Below are 16,030 nucleotides of genomic sequence, written 5' to 3' on the forward strand. Positions count from 1 at the left end.
CACAGGCATTTTTAGTCTACGTCCGAAATTTTCTTTTAGCAATAGTCACTTCGATTGCAGAGGGTGCTCATGTATCCAACCAAGAGATCATAATAAGCTTTATGATCCGAGCCACCATAACCAGCATCTGCAATGTACTTTGCGCATGAGTTGGCGTCGGGACTCTTCGTTTCTTTAAGATATTTGATTAAATCAGAATAACGGGAGTTGTTCTTCAAGAATCCAGCAAAACCTGTGGCAAAAGTATTTCTACCACAAAATTTCGCCCAACCGCTACTACCTTTACCGATATTACCAGGGGGATTGGAGTCATTCGTGTAAGTCATGTTGGCCCAGTTTTGGTTATTTTTCTGGGTATTCCCGGTAGCCCAGCCCGATTCTCCTCCCCACAGGCCGAGAATGAGTTTCCCCGGCAAGTTGTGGCAATTCGAGCTTGCGGTGAATTTAGCCTACCGGAAATCCTTTATGATTAGATACAGTGTGATGAAGTTCAAAATAAACAACCAGTTCATAAACTACAATATGCATGAGTGAATTCTCCAAAAAATGGATACGTGGTAGAATAAGGAAGTATCATAACAAGAACCAAATACATCGAAAGGAGAAGTCATCATGTCACAATCGAAACGTCTGATTTCCATTGGTTCATTACTGATCATCATGATGATGCTCTTTGTAACAGGCTGCCAGACAGATAGGACGAATGCTGAATCTGTGGAACAGGATCATTCACTGGCGGCAGTTTCTGCACCAGCTGACAGCGGAACAACTCCCAGCTTGAACAATGTTGCAGCACTTCGACTAATAAACAATCAATCCGGCTGGATAGGAGGGGATGGTTGGATTGCCCGCACTGATAACGGCGGAGAAAGTTGGGGTATTCAAGCTAAACCGCAAGGCGTTGTAAAGCAAATCTTCGCATTGAATGATCAGGAGGCCTGGGCGGTTACAGAGGAGTTTGAAATCTATCATACCCGTGATGGAGGAGGAAGCTGGAAACAGTTAAGCAAAGCGCCGAACGATGGATTTCTTCATTTTATTTCCTCAGAGACTGGTTTTGTCGGTCATGCATTAACCCGGGACGGAGGTAAAACATGGAGCAAACTTCAAATACCGAAAGGGACTATCGGTGAGGTGTATTTTCATGATGAATCCATTGGATGGGCTGTTCGTCAGCTTAAGGATGATTCGTTTCAGATTATGAAAACAGCCGATGGCGGGGCGTCATGGAAAAAGACTGCTTCGAAGGAGACAACAGACCCACTGGGCAGGGTAATTATCCGTTCCATGGGCAAACAGGATGCATGGTTGGAAGCGATCGGTGGCAGCGGAATGAGTCAGACGTCATATTCTCTGTTCCATACATCCGATGGCGGAAAAACGTGGATTACGGTTGTCGCCAATTCTACTGCCGGTGGCGGTCCGGCTCCCGGATATCCGTCCGGCAAGACAGATGCGCTTAAGAACGAGGGTGTTGCCCCAGGACCGCTGTATGTTGTGGACAGGGACACAGCCGTGATGGGAGGCTACTGTGCGCCTTGTGACAAGCCGAACACCGTAGGGCGGACGACAGACGGCGGGAAGACGTGGGAGAACGGCAAGCAGGCGCTGGAAGGGAGCAGTGGACAATTGCTCGCTATGGCAGACAAAAGCCACGGGTGGATGATCACATTAGACAGTGAGAAACCAGCCATTCTAAACAAGACGACAGACGGAGGCATGCACTGGAAAAAGAGCGGAGAACTGAAGCTTTAGGTTTTGCTCGTTCGTTGTGTGTACAACGGACGGGCAGATTTTATGTTGTCATCATTTGCTTACACGGTGTGACTTCAGTGCGTAAAGGAGACCTGTCAGTACACCTATTCCACCGCAAATGGTTACGCTCCAAATTAGATTATAGGAATGCCAGTTTAGCAGAAATCCAATCCCGCTTCCAAATGTCGTTCCTGCAAGAAGTCCGAGTGCCATACCCGTATCTTTACCTATCATGTTTGCTTATGCTCCTTTAATTGTTTGTTACTTGTATTCCCTAAAAATAGCCAAATATATGTATAAGTCGTACAAAAGCTCCGATTCTCGGCGTTAGAGCCAGAATCGGAGCTTTATGAATGAATTAACGAGATGATTTCGTATCCGGATGCAGTACGCAGTCGGCGAATAATACAGATTTTGGAATACGGAAGAACAATTCAGCTTTTTCCTGAAAAGCATTGGACGGCAGAGTGCCTTGGTGTAGCCATTTGCGGAATGTGCCTGGATGAACGCCGATCCACCGGCTTACATCGCTGACGGACAAATCATGCACCATGCAAAGTCCGGTCAGAATCCGGTTGCTCACAGGCGAACGTGTCAGTGTTCTCTTCATGAAGCGAGAAGGTTCGGGCTGACAAATCAGCGGAGATTTCTCCAGCAGTTCCTCTCTGAACAAAATATGACGTGGGTAACCCAGATAATCGCAAGCTTTCTCAAGATTGTTCTTTCCGGGAATACGACCTTCATATACCCAAGCGCTGACGCTTCGAGAGGAAACGCCCAGCTCCTCGGCTAATTGGGACAATTTGATATCATTGGCCATCAGGATGGCAAGCAATACGCGGTTGCGAATTTGGCAGCGGGTTGGTTTACGGAAACGTTTAACGCGCACGCCTTTCCCTAAATATTTGCGATTGATCAGGGACCACGCCTCGATGGAGTGTTTTTCTTGATGTTGTTGTGTAGGCATAATTCCTCCGACTTTTTTTACCACCATACTACAATATTCGACAAGGTACTTTCAATAGGCTTCATCTATCATTTGTTTCCAACTCATGTATTTGAGGCTTTGGGATGGATATAGTCCCAGTGATATGAAGGCGTGTTTAAGTTCGTGATACTTAGTCAACATTCGTATTTATTATTGTATGTAGTAAAAATATGTTCTGAGAGGTAAGGATTGAAGTTTAAATACGAATGATATTTCATATTTCTTGTGATACATTCGTAATTATAGTGTGAATTATGGATGGGTATTCAACATGGAAATTGGTACAAATTCTTATATCCCTAAAAATATGGTTTAGGGGCTTATACCGGGGACCGAAATTTACCTTAGCAAAGAAATTCCGTTCTAGCGAGGCCTTCTTGATGACAGCGATTTCTTTTTCCAGTTGGTAGAGGTATGATACAATAGGAAACATAACATTTCAGTGACGGAGGAACAGATCATGATTAAACATATCGTATTTTTCAAATTGAAAGAGCCGACAACGGACAACATCGAACGGACCGTTCAAGTGCTGAGAGATATGCAGGGTAAGATCCCCCAGCTCCGCTCTCTTGAGGTAGGAAGTGATATCATCCGCTCGGAGCGGTCATATGATTTGGCTTTGATCTCGGAGGTGGATTCACTGGAAGATTTACAGGCGTATAATGTGCATCCTGTACACCAGGAAGTCATTCGTTATATCAGCGAAGTGAAAGAATCCTCGATTAGTGTGGACTTCGAAGTATAATTACGGTAGTCATATTTGCATCGAACACAATTGTTAGATCATATATAAGACATGCTGGAGGAGATCAGCCGTGTATTATGTTAACCAGGAACAAATTGAACGGCGTTTAAACGCCATTCCCGAAATTGCCAGTGGACTGAAGCGGGCGGCCGAATCTTGGGACGGAGGTCTGGTATTCGGACTGGTCCAGGAGCGGGCTCTTCATTTGGCGATTGAAGTTGTAACAGATGTAGGCAGTTATCTGATAGACGGCTTTATTATGAGGGATGCTAGCAGCTACGAGGACATAATAGATATTACTCATGAAGAAAAAGTGATGACAAGTGAGGTTCATGCTGTGCTGCTCGAACTGGTACGGCTGCGTAAACCGCTCGTTCAGGAATATTATGATTGGGAACGCCATACCCTTCACCCGCTGTCATCCGTTCTTCCTGATGTACTGGAGCAGTTTGCAGTGAATGTGCGTGACTATCTCAAGCAGGAACTTTAATCCGCATGATGTAAATCAGCATTCACACAGTTACATATCATCGTTACTTAAATTTGCCTTCGCGCAGGAGATTACTGTGCGGGGCTTTTTCTTATACATCTGGAGAGCAGGTAGTACCTCCTCATAAAAAAATTACAATCCTTGTGTCAATACAAGCCCATCCTGCTTATAATGCATCATGCGACTAGGCATTCGCCCGGTCAGCCGGATATTAGGGAGGGTGGACATATGGCGGAATGGAGCGCCTTGGCTGCTGCTGTAGGCATCTTGTTAATTGCTGCCGCGATTATAGGTATTATGCTGTCGGTCAGAAGAATGCTGCTTCGTACAGAGGCAGTGCTTGGAAAGCTGGAAGGCGAATGCACACAGCTGTCGAGGGAAGCCTCAAGGGTGCTGGAGCGGGCCTCGGTATCTTTGGATAGCATCCAGCGTCAGCTGGCGGCAGGTGAATCCATAGCGATATCCATGAGCGAGGCTGCCTCTGTTGTAGTGAAAACCGCCAATGCTGTGCATTCGGTCAGCAAGCGGGCATCGCTGGCTGCAGTCGAGCATATGGAACGGGCCCGTCTGGAGAACGAACGCCGCATCGGTGAAGTATTTCGTTGGTTCGATGCAGGTATGACACTCTGGTACACATGGAACCGCCGCACTTCCAAGTCAGGTGACGGGCATGCCGATTAGATGAAGAAGGAGAGATGAACAATGAAAGAGAAGAGCAAGGGTCTTTTGTGGGGAGCTTTGATCGGGAGTATTGCCGGCTCTGTGACTGCACTTCTTTTGGCGCCAAAATCCGGCAGAGAATTGCGTCAGGATATTGCGGACGGCGCTCGCCAGGTCGGAGGCAAGGTTCAGGAGGTTGCTGGAAAAGTTGGAGAACAGGGAATCAATCTGATTGGTGTGGTAACAGATCGGGCTGAAGGAGTAATCTCTGACATTCAGGCATGGCGGAACAAAAAAGAAGGCTGGGTCGCTGATGAAGAGGAAACGGTCCAGGTATCTTCTTGTAACGATGACGGTGTAATTATTAAGGCTGAAGAAGAAGTGTAGTTTGACCGTTACGTAAGCAAGCCCTGATTGAATCCGGGAAACGGATCTTTCAGGGCTGTCTCACTTACTTTGAATGGATCAGCTTGTTGAAGTCTCTGATCATGGCCTTATAATCTTCACTACTCGCCATTTTTTTTACATATTCGTCCCATTCACTCAATGAAACTTTCCCCATAATGACTTTAATTTTGATGTCGTTCAGTTCGTGAATGAACTTGACGTGCTGACCCTGGCTCCACATTAGATTGGCTTCAGGCAGTGTTTGGGCTTTATAGGAGATCTGATGCCAGCGAGTGGCTGCTTCTTCATACAATTTCTGTGTTTCAGGGGCAAGCTCATCCAGCAGAGCGTTGGATTTCAGTAGGTCCTTACGGCCGAACAGATTTTGAATGGCGGAGCGGTCTCCTTCTTTCAATCCCTCAATTTCCACCCATTTGCCGGTTTCCGACATCTCAATTCCTCGGTCCAGCCATTTCAGTACCTTCACGGGTTCAACTTTCGACATTCTGGATACGATGTACATACCGCCGCCTGCATAATTCCAAGGAGCAATCTCCGGTGCATTGCTACTAGCCTTCAATCCTGATAGTGGGGTCCAGCTACCTTTTTTGTCCAGGGTTAGCTTGGCAGCCTCATCGAATCTCAGCACTGCGAGGCCGACATCTTTTAGGTTAACTCCTTCGATAGCCGACTCGGGATCAATCGTGGCAAAATCTTTGTTGATAAGTCCTTGGGCATACGCACGGGTCAGCCATTCCAAGGCTTGGCGCTGGCCTTTGCTTAACGCATGATCCACGACGGTACCTGCTTCTGAAATACTGAACCGTTCCGGACTTCCAGTAAACGCATGCTCTACCCATGCGAGGGAGCCCAGATTATTAGCGTTCACATATCCATACATGCCAATTGAGTTGTCTTTGCCATCTCCATCGGGATCTTTATTCACAAATTGTTTTAGCAAGTCAAACATGTCGTCCATCGTTTCGGGCTGTTTGCTTCCCAGTTTATTGATCCAGTCTTGGCGCAGAGCAGGGAAGGGTGCATCATTAAGATCAGCGGGCCTTGGAATGCCATACACTTTTCCGCTAATTTTACGCACGGCTATATTGGAATCATCAGTAAGCTTTTTTAAGGATGGATAAGACTGAAGGCTTTCACTGAGATCCAGAGCTATCGACTCCAGCAGATCATCTTGAAATTCATAGGCGTCGGCAAGCAGCATTAATGAATCCATGTCTCCTGCCGCAATTTTAAGTTTAGTTTTGTTGGGGAAGTCTTTGGGGCTTGTAAGGTTAATTTGAACATTGGTTTTCCAGTTTTCTTTCATGTATTGAATAAGGGCTGAGGGCTGCCCGGTAATCTCATTATCTGCCCGCGTTCCGACACGTAAATGAATCTGGTCATTGGGATCACGGACTGAAACAAAAGACCCTCTTGTAGTCCAAGTTACCACTAATCCATAGCTCTGCGCAGTAAAGCGGAGAGGAATCCAAAGCTGGTCCTCGTGCACAAATGGTGCTGCGGGGAGAGTGTGAACGGATTGGCCATCTACTTCCGCCTCAGCACGCTGTGCCCAAAAAGTAAGGGAAATCTTTCCGGCTTGCTCAGCGGTAAGTTTCTTCTCTGTAACATCCCATGTAACTTGATACCCGAGACTTTTTAACAGAGGTTCCGCTTGAACCATGACTGTTCCTTTATGATTTATTGGCTGCCTGCCCACATAAATATTGAGATTGTCAAAATATACTGATGCAGGGGAGCCGTATTTAGTCATATTGGCTTCATATTCCCATGGAGAGCGATCGGCATGGACCATCCCGATGAAATTTCCGGATAGCGCAGCGGTGAGCGCGAGAAGTGTTAACATTTTTAAAGGTCTGGACAGCGCATTTGAATATTTCTTACCCATAAATATCACCTCAGATTCAGTTATTATTTTGTAACGTCCATAGTCTGAGATCATGATGTTATGAATAGATTCTCGTCCGGAATGGTAAAATCCCCCTCCAGAATGAAAATTAATTTTCGAATGATTAGAGAGAGTGGAGGAATGATTTTTCGCGTAGCGTCTCATAACAGACCAAGGGGGTGTCCCAGGTCTACAGCCTTTTGGGACACCCCCACCTTAAGAGGATATCGGAGGTTTATGATATAACGTTTCTAACGGCTCGCTCAAACAGCTTGTCATATTGGCATCAGTCAATAAGGTTTTTTCGTATATTGAAAGGAAGGGCTGTGAATTTCATCTTTATATGATTTGTGAAAAATATGGGTAGTCGCCGGGGACACTGGGGGAATGAGCCATGTCCAGTCCCCCGTAACTTCACGGCCTGCTCTGTCCTCCCGTTCCTCGAAGGTACGGAACTGCGCCGCAGCCGTATGATGGTCAACGATGCTGATGCCGGCTTTTTTGTAGGAATAGAGAACGGCATAATTCAGCTCGACCAACGCCCGGTCACGCCACAGTGTTGTTTCGCTGCTTACATTCAATCCCATAAGCCCGGCCAGAAGGGGCAGCTTGTTATAGCGCTCTGTATCTGCGAGGTTACGCGCCCCGATCTCCGTGCCCATGTACCACCCGTTAAAAGGTGCCGTAGGGTAGGTAATCCCACCAATCTCCAAAGACATGTCCGAAATAATGGGCACAGCATACCACCGCAGTCCGAGAGAGGAGAATGAAGGAATATCCGGATGCTCCAACTGAACTTCCAGGACGGCTTCCTCGGGAATGCGATACCATTTAGGTGTATCTTGCCCTTTTTGAATGACAAGGGGCAGGATGTCATATTCTGTTCCAGCACCGGACCAGCCGAGTTGTTGACATTGTTGTGTAAATGAAACGGAAGCCGGGTCTCCAGTTATTCCTTCAGGTGTTTCGTAGCCCGCATAGCGGATAAGCTGATGGTTCCAGATCCGGATAGAGTCTAGTCCCGGCGTGGAAGGACCGAATACGCTGATCGTTGGTATGATTTTTCCGCCGTTTGTGGCGTTGTTAATATGATGAAGAAGCTGGGATGCTGAATCCTCAGTTGCCCTGCAATTGCGGGCATCTATGACGCGAAGTTTGTCCCAGAACAATCTTCCGATACACCGGTTGCTGTTCCGCCAAGCCATTTTCGCACCGTGTTCTAGTTCTTGAAAAGTATGTTCATATGTACCGGTTCGTTCGATTTCGTTCCGGATGTTGTCGATTCTTTCTTCCGCCTCTTCCGGTGTCCGGTTCAGCTCTCCGTAACAGCGAAAGATGAATTGTTCAGCGGCTTTTTGTAATTCCAATCTGCCAAGCATATCGTAGCTCACCTGTCTTTCTCTTGTAGAGGTTGTTCAAAAAGTCCGCTTTTGATAAGAAAACTTCTAACGAGGCCATTCAAGGATGAGCGACCGCGATTCAAAGGTTGGTTTTCTTGCGATATAGAATTTCATCAGCGTAGCAAGATAACTTATAAATTCTATATCTAACACGAAGTGAATCAGGAAGTGGGCTCGGCATCGAATCTTGAATTCAGCCGGTCCTTCCGGTGCTCACGTACCCAACCGTACGCTCCGCTCCTCAGTCCCTAGCTTCATCCAACTGAAGCGTTTGAAAAAACGCACATCGGAAGCATAAGCTTCGGTGCTGAAAACCGACCTTTTTGAACACGTTCTTGTAGGCTCTATAACCCTTATATTATACGATAATTGATGACTCTCGGGGCCGGGTGAACTTTTCCATTCTGTGGACAATCCCTTGAAAAACGCTATGTCCAGATCCTCTCAAAGTTGAAGAAGAGACAGAATTGGGTTAAGATCTAGGTACGTTTTATGTGAAAACGACATATGGTAACACAGCTAAATGATAAGAATAATGACAAGAAGGAAGCGGTGTGTTCGTGCAGCAAGCAATCGCAATACTAGACTCGGGTGTGGGTGGGCTGACTGTTGTCAAAGAAGTGATGAGACAGCTCCCAAGAGAGAAAATTATTTACTTCGGAGATACTGCCCGCGCACCCTACGGACCCCGTACCAAGGAACAAGTCCGTTTATTTACGGAACAAATCATAGATTACTTACTTCAATATGATCCCAAAATGATTGTCATCGCATGCAACACGGCAACTGCAGCGGCGCTTGATTATATCTCGGCAAAAGTGTCTGTTCCGGTGATTGGCGTTATTCATCCGGGAGCCCGCGCGGCGATCAGTGCTACGAAGACCGGGCATGTCGGTGTAATCGGTACGGTAGGAACGATAAACAGCGGTGCTTACACGGCTGCGCTTAAACAGCTGTCGCCTTATGTGGAGGTAGAAAGCCAAGCATGCCCCGCGCTAGTACCACTCGTTGAACACGGCCTGTTCCGTTCCTCTAACTCGCTTAAGGTCGTGCAGGATTCTCTTTGCGGCATTCAACAATCAACGATAGACTGCCTTATTCTCGGCTGCACCCATTATCCATTCCTAGTGGATACGATACAGAAGGTTATGGGGCCAGGAGTGAAACTGATTAGCTCCGCAGATGAAACGGCCCGGGAGATCAGCACGATTTTGTACGACAAGGGCCAACTTTCCAGCGGTGAAGATACGCCGATTCATCAGTTTTTTTGCTCAGGTGACGCTGAGATGTTCCAGAGCATCGCAACAGAGTGGCTGGGAGAACAAATAAAGCGGACTCCTGTCGTATGGCAGATTACTAGGTTCTAATTCCATCCATTAATAATGCAAAAGCAAGGGGCTGTCCCAAAGATCTTAGATCTTGCGGGACAGCCTTTACTTCTGTTGGAAGACGCTCCGTGTACGAAATATTCCTCCCATCGCTGTTGCCACGAATTTTTTGAATGGTTTTGGTTAGAGGTAAAGACATCTGGCATTGTCCCAAGTGGACAAATTTTGAGATTACGCGCTAAGTGCGGTCTGTTTTCTTTGACATTTCGTACAACCTCTGACACATATACATGCAGTGGACGGCAAATAGGCGGTGGCTGTGGCTGCCAGAAAGGAATAACGTCATGCGGCAGTATATCGTGCAAAAAGGGGATACACTTTTAAGGATTGCGGCGAAATATGGTTTGGCAAGGGAACAGCTTATTACTGCTAATCCATGGGCTGGACAGCAGCCTTATCTGCTGCCGGGTCAGATGATGTTTCTTCCGGCGTCATTACGCCGAAGATATGTGATTCAGGAAGGAGACAGCCCTGAAAGTATTGCCCGTACATTTCATTTCCAACCAGAAGCTTTGGAAGACATGAACCCAGGGATGTCGATTTATACTTTTCCCATCGGTAAAACGATCGTTCTTCCGCCTTCGGAACCGAGACATAGGATCAGGTTGTCCGGTGAATATGGACCACGGAATTTGGCGGCGGATTTGGATGCGCTGGCAGCACAATATCCTGTGATTGAATGCAGTACAATTGGAGTTAGCGTTATGGGTAAACCGCTACATGCGGTCAAAATAGGCGTCGGTCAAAGGCATCTTCATGTGAATGCGTCTTTACATGCGAATGAATGGATCACTACTCCATGTCTTCTTAGGTTTCTGGAAAATTACGCATCGGCCCTAACAGAAAGTTACCCTATTGATGGCTATGAGCCGGAAAAATGGTATCAGAACTATACATTGTGGCTTGTTCCTATGGCTAACCCGGATGGCGTTGAGCTTGTCCAGGAGGGAGTTTTGCCGGATCATAGTTATTACGATCAGTTATTGCACTGGAACGGTGGAAGGGACGATTTCCGGCGATGGAAAGCAAACATTCACGGCGTGGACCTGGGTGACCAATTTCCGGCTCACTGGAAGGAAGAGGTAGAGAGACGGGGCAAGACAGCTCCCTGTCCGCAGGATTATGCAGGAACAGCCCCGCTGTGTGAACCTGAAGCGGAGGCTTTAGCCAGGCACACGCTCCAAATTTCTCCTGTCCGTGCCGTATCACTTCACAGCCAAGGTCAAGAAATATACTGGAATTACAGGGGATATGAGCCGCCGGAAAGTGAGAGATGGGCAGTTACATTAGGTAAGGCTAGCAGCTATCGCCCGGTCAAACTACAGGGAAGCGATGCGGGATATAAAGACTGGTTTATAGAGCATTTTCGCCGGCCGGGATTCACGGTTGAGATTGGACGGGGAATCAATCCTCTTCCAGTAGAGGACTTCGAGGACTTATGTGTCGAGGTGGGTTCAATAATGACTGCTTTCATGTCGCTGGATTGAAATGGGAATGAAACATTTTCAGTGAAAATGCGTAAGCTATACAAGGGGAGACAGCCGCCGTGCTTGAGTATTTTAATGATACGGTGGTTGTCTCTTCTTTCATATGCCGGAATCGGGTATTAAGAATTAGGAAAGAAGATAATTCAGATGGGAGGAAACGCCTTGAAATGGAGAAAGCTGCTATCACTTCAGCGTTGGTCTCACGTCTTTAAGCGTATATTCAAATACTTGTCCTCACCGCGTATTTCTATCGTTGACAAGCTGTTGTTCTTTATACCGGTTGTGCTGTACTGGGTGCTACCTGATATTATGCCGTTTATGCCAATCGATGACATCGGAGTGACCATGCTGCTTATGAACTGGTTCGTAGGTTGGATTGAGCGAAAGTATCCTGAACTGAATTCGGACAACCCCAAGCGTATCCCGCCAGTTCGTTAACGGAAACGTCGCTTGCGAAAACATTCTGTGAGGTCTAAAATAAAACATTGAGTGATTGAATCTTGAGGAGATGAACATAAATGAACTGCAAAATTACCCGCAATGCGGCTAAAGTGATAAAGAGGGAATTGGAAAAGGAAGAAAATCAAGGCAAAAAACTCCGTGTTGTCATAACACACGCTCATGGAGATCATGCTCATTACGGGCTTGACCTGGATACGCCGAAGGACAACGACGAAGTAGTATCAACCGATAAAGAAATCGATGTGATTCTGGAGTCCGGGCAGGAACTCCTTGATGGCGTCAAGATCGATTACTTGTACCTCCCACAAGAAGGGTTCGTTATAACCAATCCATCCAAGGGAAATCACGGCGACCATTAGGTCGTTTATTAAAGAGGTTACGAGACATGGCAAATGATATCCGCGTATGTGAAAAGTGCAGGGCTACCTCACTAAAGTCTATTATTCCCAAGTTGAAAAAGCTGGCGCCCGATGCCGACATTAAAGTGGGCTGTAAATCGTACTGCGGGCCTTGCAAGAAGCGTGCTTTTGTTTATGTGAACGGTCGTTACATTAGTGCTCCGACAGAGGATGAGGTACTGGAGAAGGCCAAGCCCTTTATCAAGTAGCTTTCTTAACAGTCTGGCTATGAACGGTTGCTCTGAATTTATATTTCCCCTTTTTTACTGAATATTTCCTCTCGAACATATCCATGCTAAGGATGCAACAGGAACCTTGAAATGAGAAGGGAGCAACCGTCATGAACAGTCACGATTCCAGTCTTCAGTCGAACAACCCGGCCAACAGTGCCATGGACTCGGCTGAGAAATTGCATCGTTCGGTTTCTTCAGCTTTGTCCCATCCCACAGAACAGTTAATCCAGCAAGCGAACAACTCCTTGGCTCATACCGAACAAGCTGTTCTTCAAGCCAGGGGAAACGCTAATAAGCAGGCTGTTGAATTGGCAGAGGAGATGCTCGGGGAAGAGAAGGAACGTCTGTCCAAGCTTCATTCAAATCAAAGGTAAAGGCACGATCCTGTGCTGCCCGTTAAGAGTCAGACTCTTAACGGGTTTTTTCATAGAGAGAAGAAAGTATAATAAACACACGAACCATATACTGCTGGACGGTTCGTGCGTTGAAGGAAATTTATTTTTTATCTCGAGGGGAAGCTTTATACTGTTTGAGCAAGTCATATGTGACGACCTGATCTGATATTTTTAATAATTTTTTAGTTTCCTCATATCCTTGACGACAAGCGTTGACATCGTTCGGTTGGCGTGTCGACAAATTGTAGCAAATGCCATCCTCAAAGCTGCCCGTTTCCGCCGGGATGTAGAATACTTCGTTGTCCGAGAATGCACCGCTTCGAAGAGGGATTAGGCGTTTCTGATCTCCCAGAAGGGTATCTCCCATCAAGAAGTATGGCTCTGCAGAAATCCCCAGCAGATGATAAATTGTCGGTGCTGTGTTCATCATCCCTGCTGCTTCCGGATAAACACCGGCATTGCCTCCATCAGGCAGATGGATCAGAAGCGGTACTTGATTCATAATCTGCTCCATATCGAGATCGTTTAGTGGGCGGTCCATAAACTGTTCATACATGGCTTTATCCTTGATTGAATTATCATGATCGCCATAAATGATTAATATCGAAGAATCCCATAGTCCTTGCGTTTTCATCTGTTCCACGAACTTGCCCAGTGCTTGATCAACATAGTGTATGGACTGCAGGTAATCCCCAAACATAGTTCCTTGAAATTCACCGGTATCAAGCTGTTGTTTCTCTTTAGGCAATACATACGGATGATGGCTGCTTAACGTAATCAGAAAAGAGTAAAATGGCTCCGGAACGTCCTTCATCATGTTTAAGGACTGCTTGAAAAACGATTCATCGCTGACCGACCAACCGACCAGCTCATCCTGCTCGAAATCTTTTTTGCTGTAATAGCGGTCATAATTCATCTCTTTATACACGGTATGCCGGTTCCAAAAGCTGCTCTCATAGGAATGATATACATTGGCTGCGTAACCGTGTTCTTTGAGGATCGTTGGTATGGTGTCGTACTTATGAGAAGGGTAGCGTGTAAATACCGAACCCATCGGAAGGGGAAGCAAGGAACTCTGGGTTACAAAGTCAGCATCCGAAGTCCGTCCGAGTGCTGTTTGATGGTAAAAGTTGCTGTAATACATACTTTCATTTATAAGCTTGTTGAAGTTCGGAGTGATCTCTTGTCCGTTAATTTTTTGATTTACCACAAAGTTCATGAACGCTTCGACTTGAATCATGATGACATTGCTTCCCTTATTTTTACCAAACGTTTCGTTCGTAATGTTCCGATCAGCTCGTTTCTCGTCAAACCATTTCCGGTTCTGGTCCACTTCCTCCTGGGCCAAGGCAGGTTGGAGACCTAAATGGTCTTTTGCATATCGATAGACGTCGTAGCCATGAAATCCGATTAATCCAGTGACGTTATAAATGGTAACATTCCACCAATTGCTCTCAAACAGACCGACAGCCCATGTTTTGGATATTTTTTTAATCGGTACAAAAGTGAGAACGAAACCAAGGACAAGCGCTATTGTACCTGTAATGAATCTGCGAACCGCGACTTTGCGGCGAGAGGTAGTGCCAAAGATAGGTCCTTCCATATAACTCCGTACTTGGCGTTTACGAAAGACAAGGGACATCGTTAAGGGAATGAGCACGATCCAGTCGATAAAAAAGAACAGATCCTGCCAATGAATCAGTGATCTGATGCTCTCTCCCAGCGATCCTACCTGACCAGCTTGCATAAGAATCGGGACGGTAATGAAATCTTCAAAATAACGGTAAAAGACGAGATCGGCATAAATGATTCCCGTGAGGATCAGGTTGAGCAGCATTAAAGCGCTGAGCCTGCCTCTCATTGGAAGCCAAAAGGTCCAGAATGATACCAGTATAAGTGAACCGATGGCAATGATATAATCGACCGGATTCATGTCGATATTTTTTACCTGCAGGTAGTAATGCATGAGCACAAGCTTGATAAGCATGACGACGATAAATAAAATGTAGGCCGCATACCGGTTCTGTAGACTACGGCTCAGTCGGTCTTTAAAGCCTCTCGGCGACAGTGTAAGCAAATGGAAGTCCTCCTTGATCTAATACATAAAGAACGAAAGCCGCCTATAAGGGCGGCTGTTACAGCAAGAAAATGTTGTGAATTACTCAGCCGGACGTGGACGAGGCGGAAGTGGGCCGAGATATTGCAGGTACTGACACTCAATCCGTCCGTTGAACAGCTTGCGCCGCTTGTCCGCTTTGCGGCCAAAATAATGCTCGAATTGCTTTGTCGGACTCAAGGCAAAAAAGGACCATGTCGGGAGCCGATTGGCCATTCCGCCAAGCTGCCGGACGAGACGTTCTACTTCTTCCTTCTCGCTCAGGCGTTCACCGTAAGGCGGATTGGTAATGAGACAGCCGTAGTCGCCTTCTGGCAACGCTTTGGAAGCGGGAAGTACCCGGAAATCGATGACTCCAGCCAGTCCTGCGCTTTTAGCAGCAGCTTTGGCAACTTCAATAGCTTTGGGATCAATGTCACTGCCAGCTAGTTCGAGCGGAATGTCGTCTGTGACAGCATCAAAGGCCTCATCCCGTGCATCCGCCCAACGATCGCTGCCAATGATGTCCCAATGCTCTGAAGGGAATGAACGGCGCAGTCCGGGAGCGATATTCCATGCCATCATGGCCGCTTCGATCAGAATTGTACCTGAACCGCAGCATGGATCATAAAGCGGACGATGCGGGCCCCAGCGGCTTAATTGGATCAGAGCGGAAGCCATCGTTTCCTTCAGCGGCGCTTCGGTAATGAGCTTGCGGTATCCCCGTTTGTGCAGCGCGGGACCCGTCGTGTCGAGGGTCAAGATTGCCCGGTCCTTGAGCAAGGATACTTCGATCACATATCGCGCACCATTTTCCGGGAACCATTCTGTATGATGAGAAAGCTTAAGCTTTTCCACAATCGCTTTTTTAACGATACCCTGGCAGGCTGGAACGCTGCTCAGTTGTGACTTGTGCGAACGTCCTTCAACAGGAAATTCGCCATTCGCGGGAATCCAGTCTTCCCAAGGAAGAGCCTTGGTCCCTTCAAATAATTCGTCAAAGGTGAGCGCGTTAAACTCTCCCATTTTGACTAGAATCCGGTCCGACGTACGAAGCCACAGGTTACAGCGGCAGATGTCGATCAGATCCCCGGAAAATATCACTCTTCCGTTCTCCACTTCGGTGTCAGTATATCCGAGTTCTTTCAATTCACGTGCAACTACAGCTTCAAGGCCCATAGGGGCGGTAGCGATTAGTTGTAATCGAGGCATTAACAAAGTCAACTCCATTTACG

General features: G+C 46.8%; 18 protein-coding genes. 11 read left to right on the plus strand and 7 right to left on the minus strand.

Features of this window, described 5'->3' with window-relative positions; all coding sequences use genetic code 11:
* Positions 1-35: 35 nt before the first annotated feature.
* Positions 36-416, minus strand: coding sequence for a glucosaminidase domain-containing protein (locus AC2TF5_RS07335; protein WP_491301527.1), 381 nt, complete (start codon positions 414-416; stop codon positions 36-38).
* A 196-nt stretch (positions 417-612) separates the two neighbouring features.
* On the opposite strand from AC2TF5_RS07335, the gene AC2TF5_RS07340 reads away from it, so the two are divergent.
* Complete coding sequence (locus AC2TF5_RS07340; protein WP_491301528.1) at positions 613-1,755, plus strand: hypothetical protein; 1,143 nt, start codon at positions 613-615, stop codon at positions 1,753-1,755.
* Between the two features lie 51 nt (positions 1,756-1,806).
* On the opposite strand, the gene AC2TF5_RS07345 is transcribed toward AC2TF5_RS07340, so the two are convergent.
* On the minus strand, positions 1,807-1,989 hold the full coding sequence (locus AC2TF5_RS07345) for a hypothetical protein (RefSeq protein ID WP_491301529.1): 183 nt from the start codon (positions 1,987-1,989) through the stop codon (positions 1,807-1,809).
* Positions 1,990-2,113: 124 nt separating this feature from the next.
* Positions 2,114-2,722, minus strand: coding sequence for a helix-turn-helix domain-containing protein (locus tag AC2TF5_RS07350; protein WP_491301530.1), 609 nt, complete (start codon positions 2,720-2,722; stop codon positions 2,114-2,116).
* Positions 2,723-3,203: 481 nt separating this feature from the next.
* Here AC2TF5_RS07350 and AC2TF5_RS07355 point away from each other — a divergent pair, with 481 nt between their 5' ends.
* From AC2TF5_RS07355 to AC2TF5_RS07370, 4 genes are all read left to right on the plus strand, one after another.
* Positions 3,204-3,491: a Dabb family protein gene (locus AC2TF5_RS07355; RefSeq protein ID WP_491301531.1), complete on the plus strand. Its 288-nt coding sequence runs from the start codon at positions 3,204-3,206 to the stop codon at positions 3,489-3,491.
* A 70-nt stretch (positions 3,492-3,561) separates the two neighbouring features.
* Positions 3,562-3,981: a DUF86 domain-containing protein gene (locus tag AC2TF5_RS07360; RefSeq protein ID WP_491301532.1), complete on the plus strand. Its 420-nt coding sequence runs from the start codon at positions 3,562-3,564 to the stop codon at positions 3,979-3,981.
* Between the two features lie 228 nt (positions 3,982-4,209).
* Positions 4,210-4,662: a DUF948 domain-containing protein gene (locus AC2TF5_RS07365; protein ID WP_491301533.1), complete on the plus strand. Its 453-nt coding sequence runs from the start codon at positions 4,210-4,212 to the stop codon at positions 4,660-4,662.
* A gap of 21 nt (positions 4,663-4,683) precedes the next feature.
* Positions 4,684-5,028 carry a YtxH domain-containing protein gene (locus tag AC2TF5_RS07370; protein WP_491301534.1) on the plus strand — a complete coding sequence of 115 codons (345 nt, stop codon included), beginning with the start codon at positions 4,684-4,686 and terminating at the stop codon, positions 5,026-5,028.
* Positions 5,029-5,092: 64 nt separating this feature from the next.
* Here the strand turns inward: AC2TF5_RS07370 and AC2TF5_RS07375 are convergent, their stop codons facing one another.
* Positions 5,093-6,937, minus strand: coding sequence for an extracellular solute-binding protein (locus AC2TF5_RS07375; RefSeq protein ID WP_491301535.1), 1,845 nt, complete (start codon positions 6,935-6,937; stop codon positions 5,093-5,095).
* Between the two features lie 290 nt (positions 6,938-7,227).
* The gene (locus tag AC2TF5_RS07380) at positions 7,228-8,316 is read right to left on the minus strand and encodes a nitric oxide synthase oxygenase (RefSeq protein WP_491301536.1); all 1,089 of its coding nucleotides are present in this window, start codon (positions 8,314-8,316) and stop codon (positions 7,228-7,230) included.
* Between the two features lie 581 nt (positions 8,317-8,897).
* On the opposite strand from AC2TF5_RS07380, the gene racE reads away from it, so the two are divergent.
* From racE to AC2TF5_RS07410, 6 genes are all read left to right on the plus strand, one after another.
* Positions 8,898-9,704 (plus strand): glutamate racemase, encoded by an 807-nt coding sequence (gene racE, locus AC2TF5_RS07385; protein ID WP_491301537.1) that lies wholly within the window; start codon positions 8,898-8,900, stop codon positions 9,702-9,704.
* A gap of 305 nt (positions 9,705-10,009) precedes the next feature.
* Positions 10,010-11,212, plus strand: coding sequence for a M14 family zinc carboxypeptidase (locus AC2TF5_RS07390; protein ID WP_491301538.1), 1,203 nt, complete (start codon positions 10,010-10,012; stop codon positions 11,210-11,212).
* 162 nt (positions 11,213-11,374) lie between these two features.
* The gene (locus AC2TF5_RS07395) at positions 11,375-11,650 is read left to right on the plus strand and encodes a hypothetical protein (RefSeq protein ID WP_491301539.1); all 276 of its coding nucleotides are present in this window, start codon (positions 11,375-11,377) and stop codon (positions 11,648-11,650) included.
* Between the two features lie 80 nt (positions 11,651-11,730).
* Complete coding sequence (locus tag AC2TF5_RS07400; RefSeq protein WP_491301540.1) at positions 11,731-12,033, plus strand: HesB/IscA family protein; 303 nt, start codon at positions 11,731-11,733, stop codon at positions 12,031-12,033.
* A 26-nt stretch (positions 12,034-12,059) separates the two neighbouring features.
* A complete protein-coding gene (locus AC2TF5_RS07405) occupies positions 12,060-12,281 on the plus strand; it encodes a YuzB family protein (RefSeq protein ID WP_491301541.1) in 222 nt (73 codons plus the stop codon).
* A gap of 131 nt (positions 12,282-12,412) precedes the next feature.
* Positions 12,413-12,679 (plus strand): hypothetical protein, encoded by a 267-nt coding sequence (locus tag AC2TF5_RS07410; RefSeq protein WP_491301542.1) that lies wholly within the window; start codon positions 12,413-12,415, stop codon positions 12,677-12,679.
* Between the two features lie 121 nt (positions 12,680-12,800).
* On the opposite strand, the gene AC2TF5_RS07415 is transcribed toward AC2TF5_RS07410, so the two are convergent.
* Together AC2TF5_RS07415 and AC2TF5_RS07420 are read right to left on the minus strand one after the other, a co-directional pair.
* Positions 12,801-14,777, minus strand: a complete 1,977-nt coding sequence (locus AC2TF5_RS07415) for an LTA synthase family protein (protein WP_491301543.1) — start codon at positions 14,775-14,777, stop codon at positions 12,801-12,803.
* A gap of 81 nt (positions 14,778-14,858) precedes the next feature.
* Positions 14,859-16,007, minus strand: coding sequence for a THUMP domain-containing class I SAM-dependent RNA methyltransferase (locus AC2TF5_RS07420; RefSeq protein WP_491301544.1), 1,149 nt, complete (start codon positions 16,005-16,007; stop codon positions 14,859-14,861).
* Positions 16,008-16,030 lie beyond the last annotated feature (23 nt).

It is taken from the genome of Paenibacillus sp. JNUCC 34, from assembly GCF_058269055.1.